The organism is Vibrio sp. Vb0667 (genome assembly GCF_033391095.1).
The window spans coordinates 1-1,150 of the sequence record NZ_JAWPOL010000298.1; the positions used below are offsets into that span (position 1 = coordinate 1).

At 50.1% G+C, this 1,150-nt stretch carries 2 protein-coding genes; both read left to right on the top strand.

Annotated features, from left to right (window positions below; genetic code table 11):
• Positions 1–486: carboxyl transferase domain-containing protein (locus R8269_RS25415; RefSeq protein WP_318222938.1), on the top strand; the 486-nt coding region annotated here is incomplete at its 5' end.
• Between the two features lie 37 nt (positions 487–523).
• On the top strand, positions 524–1,150 hold a 627-nt coding region (locus tag R8269_RS25420), incomplete at its 3' end, for an enoyl-CoA hydratase-related protein (protein ID WP_318222939.1).

Below are 1,150 nucleotides of genomic sequence, written 5' to 3' on the forward strand. Positions count from 1 at the left end.
AACATCACCGGATTCATGGTCGGCAAAAAAGTCGAGGAAGAAGGCATCGCCAAACACGGTGCAAAACTGGTGATGGCGGTGGCGTGTGCTGATGTGCCTAAATTCACGGTGATCATTGGCGGATCTTACGGCGCAGGAAACTACGGCATGTGCGGACGAGCGTATGACCCAACCATGATGTGGATGTGGCCAAACGCACGCATCTCCGTAATGGGCGGAGAGCAAGCCGCTGGCGTGTTGACTCAGGTGCGCAAAGAGATAAACCAACGTCGCGGCGAAGAATGGTCCGAGCAAGAAGAACACACTTTCAAAGAATCGATCATAGACTTGTATGAGACCCAAGGGCATCCGTACTTTGCCAGTGCAAGATTATGGGACGACGGCATCATTGACCCCAAAGAGACGCGAAACGTGCTCGCACAAGCGTTAATGGCCGCGCTCAACGCGCCAATACCTGATAGCGAATTTGGCATCTTTAGAATGTAACCGCGCAATTGAAATAAACGTTCACAAGGAAATCATTATGCAGGAAAGACAACCAAGCATTGTTCCAAACGCTCAACGACACAATGATGTGCTTTGGCAGGTTGACGAATTCGGTGTTGCAACGCTGACGCTGAATCGGACAAAGAAACACAATGCCTTCGATGCCTGCATGATTGATTTGATCATCCATCGCTTAGATTATCTTGCACTAAGAACCGATGTGCGTTGCTTAGTGCTGCGCAGTAATGGCAAACACTTTTCCTCTGGTGCGGACTTAGCTTGGATGCAATCGATGGCAAATAGTACCCGAAAAGAAAACCTAGTCGATGCACAAAGCCTCGCTCGCTTAATGGAAACGTTGGATGCCTTCCCTCAACCCACCATCGCTGTCGTACAAGGCTCAGCCTTTGGTGGCGCATTGGGGCTAATTTGCTGCAGCGATATCGCTATCGCCAGCCACTCCGCTCAGTTTTGCTTGAGTGAAGTCAAACTGGGATTGGTGCCCGCCATCATTGCACCATACGTGATGCGTGCGATGGGCAATCGACAAGCACGTCGTTACATCCTCAGTGGTGAAGTCATCCCTGCGGTTAAAGCGCAACAATTTGGCATCGTGCATGAAGTGAAAAAAGATGACGAGCTTGAATCATGCGTAAGCGAAGTC